Here is a 7,039-nt window from a genome sequence, read left to right on the forward strand (position 1 = left end):
CCGCCCCGCACACACGAAAGGCGCCGCCGGGCGCAGGACCCGTACCGTCGTACGGTCCTGCGCCCGGCGGCGCCTTCACAGCACTAGGCGAGCCGGTCGATCTCGGGGTGGTCCTGCAGCCAGGCGCGGACCGCCTGCTGTTCCTTGCCCTTCCCGGTCGCCTGGATCTTCGCTTCCAGGCCGGTCAGCTGCTCCTCGGTGAGCCTGAAGGACTTCAGCCAGGCGGCGACCTTCGGCTCGTCCTCCGCGAAGCCCTTGCGGGCCAGGGTGTGGATCCCGTCGCCCTTGCCCCAGGCTCCCTTGGGGTCCTCGAGCTTGGTCAGCTCGTAGGAGGAGTACGCCCAGTGCGGGGACCACAGCACGACCGCGACGGGCTCCTTCTTCTCGTAGGCCCGCTTCAGCTCGGCGAGCATGCCGGGCGTGGAGCCGTCGACGACCTTGTACTCGCCGTCGAGGCCGTAGTCCTTCAGGACCTTGTCCTTGAGGATCGACATCTCGCCGGCGCTCGGCTCGATGCCGATGATCCGGCCCTTGAACTGATCCGCCTTGCCCTTGAGGTCGGCGAGCGAGCGCACGTCCTTCATGTAGGAGGGCACGGACAGCTCCAGCGAGGTGGGGCCGTACCAGGAGCCGAGGTCCTCCAGCTTGTTCCCGTACTTCTCCCAGTACTGGGCGTGGGTGACGGGCAGCCAGGCGTCGGTCTGGAAGTCGAGCTGGCCACCGGCCAGGCCGGTGTACAGCGCTCCGGCCTCCAGCTGGCGGGCGTCGACCTTGAAGCCGCGGCGCTCCAGGAGCTCCTTCCACAGGAAGGTGGAGGCGATGCCCTCGTCCCACGGGATGTAGCCGACGGAGAGGGTGCGGCCCTTGCCGATGTTCGCGGCCCCGGCCGGGCCCTCCTCGGCGGCGGAACCGCCGAAGGTGTTCAGGCCGCCCGCGACGAGCGCCAGGACGACGGCGCCGCTGATGGCGTACGCGGGCTGGGGGCGGTGGTTCCACAGCTTGGCCGCGCCGGTCGCGGCGGCCCGCGCCTTGGCGAGCGTACGGCGGCCGATCGGCGAGACGTGGCGGCCGAGCGCGCCGGTCATCCGGTCCAGGTACATGGCCAGGATGACGATGGAGACGCCCGCCTCGAAACCGAGGCCGATGTCGACGTTGCCGATGGCCTTGTAGACGGCGCCGCCGAGCCCGCCGCCGCCGACCATGCCGGCGATGACGACCATGGACAGTCCCAGCATGATGACCTGGTTGACGCCCGCCATGACGGTGGGCAGGGCCAGCGGGAGCTGGACGCGTACGAGGGTGTCGCGCGGGCTGGTGCCGAAGGCCTCGGCGGCCTCGACCAGTTCCCCGTCGACCTGGCGGATGCCGAGCTCGGTCATCCGCACGCCCGGAGGCAGCGAGAAGATGATGGTCGCGATGATTCCGGGCACCACGCCCACCCCGAAGAAGATGATGCCGGGGATCAGGTAGACCATGGCCGGCATGGTCTGCATGAAGTCCAGGACCGGCCGCAGCAGGGCGCTGACCCGGTCGGATCTGGAGGCCCAGATGCCGAGCGGGATCGCGAACGCCAGGGTGACGAGCGTGGCGACCAGGACCAGGGACAGGGTGGACATGGCGTCCTCCCACAGCCCGAGGGAGTCGACCAGCGCGAAGCCCGCGAAGGCGAGCAGGCCCGCCAGCAGGCCGCGCAGCCACCAGGCGGCGACGGCCAGGATGCCCGCGAAGAGCAGGGGGGCGGGGGCGGAGAGGACGGCGTCGATGCCGTCGTAGAGGCCGGTGACGAGGGCGCTGATGGCCTCGAACAGCCAGGAGAGATGGCTCTGGAGGAAGTCGACTCCACTGTCGACCCAGGCGCCGAGGTGCAGGCGGGGCATCAGGCGGCCACCTCCGCGCAGTACATCGGGGGCCGCTGCTCGTCGCCGATGAAGGCGATGAGGCGGTCCTGGGGTACGGAGCCGATGACGGAGCCGTCCGCGCCGGTGACGGCGACCGCGTGCGGGACGCGGGCGCTGACGGCGCACAGGTCGGCGAGCGGGGTCCCGGCGGTGACGGTGGGGCAGTCGCAGGCGTCGGCGGCCGGCTCCGGATCGTCCATGACGGCGTCGGCCGTCAGGACCCGGGAGCGGTCCACGTCCTGGATGAAGGAGGCGACGTAGTCGTCCGCGGGGCGGGTGAGGATGTCCTCGGCGGTCCCCTGCTGGACGATGCGGCCGTCACGCATGACGGCGATGCCGTCGCCGAGGCGCATGGCCTCGTTGAGGTCGTGGGTGATGAAGACGATGGTCTTCTTCAGGCGCTTCTGGAGCTCCAGCAGCTGGTCCTGCATGTCGCGGCGGATCAGCGGGTCCAGCGCGCTGAAGGACTCGTCCATCAGCAGGAGGTCGGCGTCGGTGGCCAGGGCCCGGGCGAGGCCGACCCGCTGCTGCATTCCGCCGGAGAGCTCGTCGGGCCAGGACTTCTCCCAGCCTTCCAGTCCGCACAGGGCCAGGGCCTCGGCGGCGCGCCGCTCGCGCTCGGGGCGGGGCACGCCCTGCACCTCGAGCCCGTAGCCGGCGTTCTCCAGCACGTTGCGGTGCGGGAACAGCGCGAAGTGCTGGAAGACCATGGAGATCTTCGTGGACCGTACGTGGCGCAGCTCACTCGCGCTCAGCGCGGTGAGGTCCTGGCCGCCGAAGAGGATGCGTCCCGCGGTGGGTTCCAGCAGGCCGTTCAGCATGCGCAGCAGAGTGGACTTGCCCGATCCCGACAGACCCATGACGACGAAGATCTGGCCGGGCCGGACGTCGAAGGAGGCGTCGATCACGGCAGCGGTGGTCCCGTCGGCGCGCAACTCGTCGCGGCCTGCGCCGCTTTCGAGCGCGCGGACGGCGGCAGCGCTGTCGGCGGGACGCCTCCCGAACACCTTGTAGACGTGCTCGGCCTGGAGCGTGGACACATACACCTCACGGGTCGTACCAAGTACGGCGCGCACCGGCGGACCGGCGGGCCGTGGAGCGGGACGGGATCTGCCCGTGTGCGCCACGCCCTCCGCCCCGATGGGCCGGAGGGCATGGTTCCGCTCCAGCAGCGCCGATGCCCTGCATTCACCTGAGCAAACGCCGGGGTGACCCTCCTCACGTACGGGGTACGGGAGCCCCGTAGGCGGATTCGCGTGCCGGGGCGGGAGGTCGCGGATGGCCGTGGCCAGGTACGCCCCTCCCCGGGAGGGGAGTTGGGGCGACGGCCCGGCGGCCCCTCCGGCCGCCGGGCCCGGTGCGCCGCCGCCCGGGGTGTGGCCGAGGCCACAGCGCGGGTCCGGGAGTTACGTGATGCGGAAACCGGTGGTCGCGTGGTCGCGGCGGTCACGATGGAACGTGAGGCGGTCCCAGGTGGGGAAGGCCAGGTCGGTGACGGCCAGCAGCCGGCCGGAGCTGTCGTGCAGGGTGCGGCGCACGGTCAGGCCGCAGGCGGGGGCGGTGGACTGCGGGTGGGTGACGCGGGTCATGGTGAGGGTCTCGGCGACCCGGCCGACCGCGGCGGCGCGGTCGAGCCAGCGGTGCAGGGGGGGCAGGTCCTGTTCGCGGGCGGTCGTCGTCGCCACCGTCCGGTTCCGGAGGGCCGCCAGCTCCGGACTCCGCGCGACGGCCCCGGGGCTGAAGTAGGTGACGGCGTCCCGGAGGGTCTCACCGGCCGGGTCGCGTTCGCGGTGGTGATGGACCAAAGTGCGGTCTCCGCCGGCCATGCCGAGGAGCGTGCCGAGCGAGGGCGGGACGGTGACGAACGCGACCCAGCTCCGGGCCGGCGCGGGCCCGGCGGAGGGCACCGCGGCCGGGACGACGGAGACGGCGGCAAGGGCGGGGACGGCGGGGCGGGTGCCGCGGCGGCCGGTGACGACGAGGCCGTCCTCGCGCAGGTGCTGGAGGGCCGCCCTGATGGTCTGCCGGTTGACCTGGTAGCGGGCGGCTAGGCTGCGTTCGGACGGCAGTCGGCCGCCGGGAGTGTGCGCGGCGCGGTCGAGATCGCGGCGCAGCGCTGCGGCGATCCGCTGGTACTTGGGCATGGCGGCCTGGCCGCCGCCCCGCGAAGGGGAGGGCATGGCTTCTCCTCTGACGGGTGGTCAAGGACTGCGCGGTTGCCCGACCAACGTAGCATTGGTCTATACCTTTCTGTCAGGCGGATCGGGGCGCGTGGCCCGGATTGGCCGATTCCGCCCCCACGCACGCCCATCCCGGGAGTCCGGGCACCTTGACAAGGCAATTGATTAGTTGCCATATTACTTTCATGACGAGGGACGGCATCGACGGCGAGGCACCCACGCTGGACCAGGCCAGACGGCAGGTCGAGCACTACGGCCTGGAGGTCGATCCACAGGCGGTACTGGTCGCGGTGCGCCTGATCTCGGCGGGTGCGCGGGTCGGCCGGGCGGCCGAGGCGCACTTCGCCCGGTTCGGCCTGTCGACGGGGCGCTACCGCCTGCTCGCGGACCTCGAGGACCACGGCGGGGAGAAGTCCCCCTCGCACCTCGCGGTCGACCTCGACGTCTCCAGGGCCACGGTCACCGGCCTGCTGGACGGCCTGGAACGCGAAGGCCTGATCGCCCGCCGCCCGTCCACGGAGGACGGCCGGGGCACGGTGGCCGTCCTGACCGCGCGCGGGGCGCAGCGCCTGCGCGACATGGCGTCCGAGCACTTCGGGCGGCTGGAGGCGATGGTGGGCGGGCTTTCCGTCGAGGAGCGTGCGGTCTTCCTGGATCTGCTCGCCCGCGTCGTACGCGGCAGTGCGGCCCTGGCGGCAGACTGACCCGACCCACAGCCGTTCCGGCCCCGCTCTACGGGCAGGGGCCCTTTTTACGCCGTAATAGTTAGCCACCTAATTACTTTGCCGAAGCAGGTCTGCGGTTCCACCACCGCACCGCACCGCACCGCACCGCTTCCCTCACCCGAACGAGAAAGAGGCCAGCATGCCCGCGCCGAAGCACGGAACCAGAACCAGCCCGGACCGAGCAGCCTCCCAGCCCTCCCGGCCGCCTCGGCCGTTCGCCCTGTGGCGCGAGGTGCTGACCGCGTACGCCGCGCCCGCGCTGACGGCCGGTGCGGCCGGAGTCGTCACCGGGCAGCGGGACCTGGCCGTGGCCGCCTGCACCTCCATCGCCGGCACCTCCGCCGTGGTGGCGTTCCTGGTCGGCACCTGGCTGCGGCACGGCGGGCAGCCCCGACGGTGGACCCTCACCACGCCGCGCGGCGTCCTGACCGCCGGACTCGTCATCACCGCCGTCGGCGCGGCGGCCCTGCTGGGGTGGTTCACCGCCCAGTGGCTGCCCGCCCACACCCCGGTCCCCACCACCCCGTGGCTGGAGCGCCTGCGCGTGGACCTGCCCGTCTCCGCCGCCCTCGCCACCACCATCGTCACCCTGCGCTGGCGCAGCACCACCACGGCATAGCCCGCACAGTCCGCCCGGCGACATCCGTCGCCGGGAAGTCACCGTCACGAAGGAATGAGCACACGATGATCGTCGTCATGGGAGCGACCGGAGCGACCGGGAACGCCCTGCTCCACAGCCTCGCCACGTCCGGCACGCCCGTCCGCGCGCTGACCCGTACCCCGCACCGGCCGATCCCCGGCACAACCGGCGCTCACCAGCCTCCCGTCGAGGTCCAGTACGCCGACGCCACCGACCCCCACTCCCTGCACACCGCCTTCAAGGGCGCCGGCCAGCTCTTCCTCGCCATGGCCAACGGCCCCGCACAGGTCGAACTCGAAACCCGCGTCATCGACATCGCCGCCCACGCCGGCATCGGACACATCGTCAAGATCTCGGCACCCGCCGCCGAGCCCGACTCCCCGGTCGCCGTCTCCCGCGGACACCACGCCGTCGAGGAACACCTGCGCGCCGGTGGCCTCAGCCACACCATCCTGCGCCCCTACGCGTTCACGCAGAACCTCCTGCGCCTGGCTCCCGCTGTCGCCCAGGGCGTCATCCTCGGCACGACGGGCGACGCGCCCTGCAACTACATCGACTGCCGCGACATCGGCGACGTCGCCGCCGCCGCCCTCACCCGGCCGGACATCGTCGGCGGCACCTACACGCTGACCGGACCCGAAGCCGTCTCCTCTCCCGAACTCGCCTCACGGCTGACCGCCCTGACCGGCCGTCGGATCCGCTACGTCGACCTCACCCCGGACGAACTGCGTGACCACCTCATCCGCAACGCCCACATGCCCGCCTGGCTCGCCGACCACGTGACGGAGATCCAGCAACTCTCCGTCACCCGGCCCGAAGCCCCCACCACCACCGTCAGCGACATCCTGGGCCGCCCGCCCCGCACCCTCGACGCCTTCCTCCACGAGCACCGCGCCCACTTCCACCGCTAGGGGGTGTCGAAGCCGTGGCGCCGGCCCGTGCGGCGAACGACGCGTACGCCGAGCTGGTGGCCCGTTTCCCGGGACGGTTCCGGGCGTTCGCCGCGCTGCCCCTCCCCCACGTCGACGCCACGCTGCGCGAGGTCACCCGTGCCCTCGACGGGCCTCGGCGCGGCCGGCGTCGGCGTGACCACGACCGTACTCGGCCGCACCCTGGCCGATCCCCTCTTCCACCCCGTCTACAAGAGCTCGAACGGCGCGGCGCCGTCCTGTGCATCCACCCGGCCGGTGCGGGCGCCGCCGGCCAGCTGATCACCGAGCGCGACATGACGTGGATGGTCGGGGCGCCGGTCGAGGACACGGTGGCGATCATGCGCCTGGTCCTCGCGGGCATTCCGGCACACAATCCGCGGATGCGCATCCTGGCCTCGCACCTGGGCGGCGCCCTCCCCCTGCTGCCCCGTCGGCTCGACGACCATCTGACCTTCGAGTCCCCCGGACCTGCTGGGCCTCTCCGAGCCGTGACCCGCAACGATTTGCCTAGTGCAGTGGCCGGAAAGGTCCACCGGGTCGACGCCCGCCAAACCTTCCCGGCCACGGCACTAGTGTGATGCGCCGGAAATCTCAGGGCTAAGTCTGTAGCCTGTTTTTATGCCCCCGGGTCCTCGTGCTGTTGAAGTCCGCTTGTCTGATGAAG

7 protein-coding genes are annotated in these 7,039 nt (G+C 71.9%); 4 read left to right on the top strand and 3 right to left on the bottom strand.

What is annotated here, in order from left to right; genetic code table 11:
* Positions 1-83: 83 nt before the first annotated feature.
* The 3 genes from ACFY04_RS20455 to ACFY04_RS20465 all read right to left on the bottom strand — a co-directional run bounded on the left by ACFY04_RS20455 (position 84) and on the right by ACFY04_RS20465 (position 4,078).
* Positions 84-1,877: an ABC transporter permease/substrate binding protein gene (locus ACFY04_RS20455; RefSeq protein WP_389118484.1), complete on the bottom strand. Its 1,794-nt coding sequence runs from the start codon at positions 1,875-1,877 to the stop codon at positions 84-86.
* Positions 1,877-2,938 (bottom strand): betaine/proline/choline family ABC transporter ATP-binding protein, encoded by a 1,062-nt coding sequence (locus ACFY04_RS20460; protein ID WP_351162064.1) that lies wholly within the window; start codon positions 2,936-2,938, stop codon positions 1,877-1,879. Before ACFY04_RS20460 ends, ACFY04_RS20455 begins: the two co-directional genes overlap by 1 nt.
* A gap of 366 nt (positions 2,939-3,304) precedes the next feature.
* Positions 3,305-4,078, bottom strand: coding sequence for a GntR family transcriptional regulator (locus ACFY04_RS20465; RefSeq protein ID WP_389118486.1), 774 nt, complete (start codon positions 4,076-4,078; stop codon positions 3,305-3,307).
* A 185-nt stretch (positions 4,079-4,263) separates the two neighbouring features.
* On the opposite strand from ACFY04_RS20465, the gene ACFY04_RS20470 reads away from it, so the two are divergent.
* The 4 genes from ACFY04_RS20470 to ACFY04_RS20485 all read left to right on the top strand — a co-directional run bounded on the left by ACFY04_RS20470 (position 4,264) and on the right by ACFY04_RS20485 (position 6,953).
* The gene (locus ACFY04_RS20470) at positions 4,264-4,782 is read left to right on the top strand and encodes a MarR family winged helix-turn-helix transcriptional regulator (RefSeq protein ID WP_389118488.1); all 519 of its coding nucleotides are present in this window, start codon (positions 4,264-4,266) and stop codon (positions 4,780-4,782) included.
* A 160-nt stretch (positions 4,783-4,942) separates the two neighbouring features.
* On the top strand, positions 4,943-5,422 hold the full coding sequence (locus tag ACFY04_RS20475) for a hypothetical protein (protein WP_389118489.1): 480 nt from the start codon (positions 4,943-4,945) through the stop codon (positions 5,420-5,422).
* A 65-nt stretch (positions 5,423-5,487) separates the two neighbouring features.
* Entirely contained in the window at positions 5,488-6,354 is an 867-nt protein-coding gene (locus tag ACFY04_RS20480; protein ID WP_389118491.1) for an NmrA family NAD(P)-binding protein, read from the top strand.
* A gap of 14 nt (positions 6,355-6,368) precedes the next feature.
* Positions 6,369-6,953 (top strand): amidohydrolase family protein, encoded by a 585-nt coding sequence (locus ACFY04_RS20485; protein WP_389118493.1) that lies wholly within the window; start codon positions 6,369-6,371, stop codon positions 6,951-6,953.
* Positions 6,954-7,039 lie beyond the last annotated feature (86 nt).

Source organism: Streptomyces sp. NPDC001549 (genome assembly GCF_042894025.1).
Classification (GTDB): domain Bacteria; phylum Actinomycetota; class Actinomycetes; order Streptomycetales; family Streptomycetaceae; genus Streptomyces; species Streptomyces kutzneri.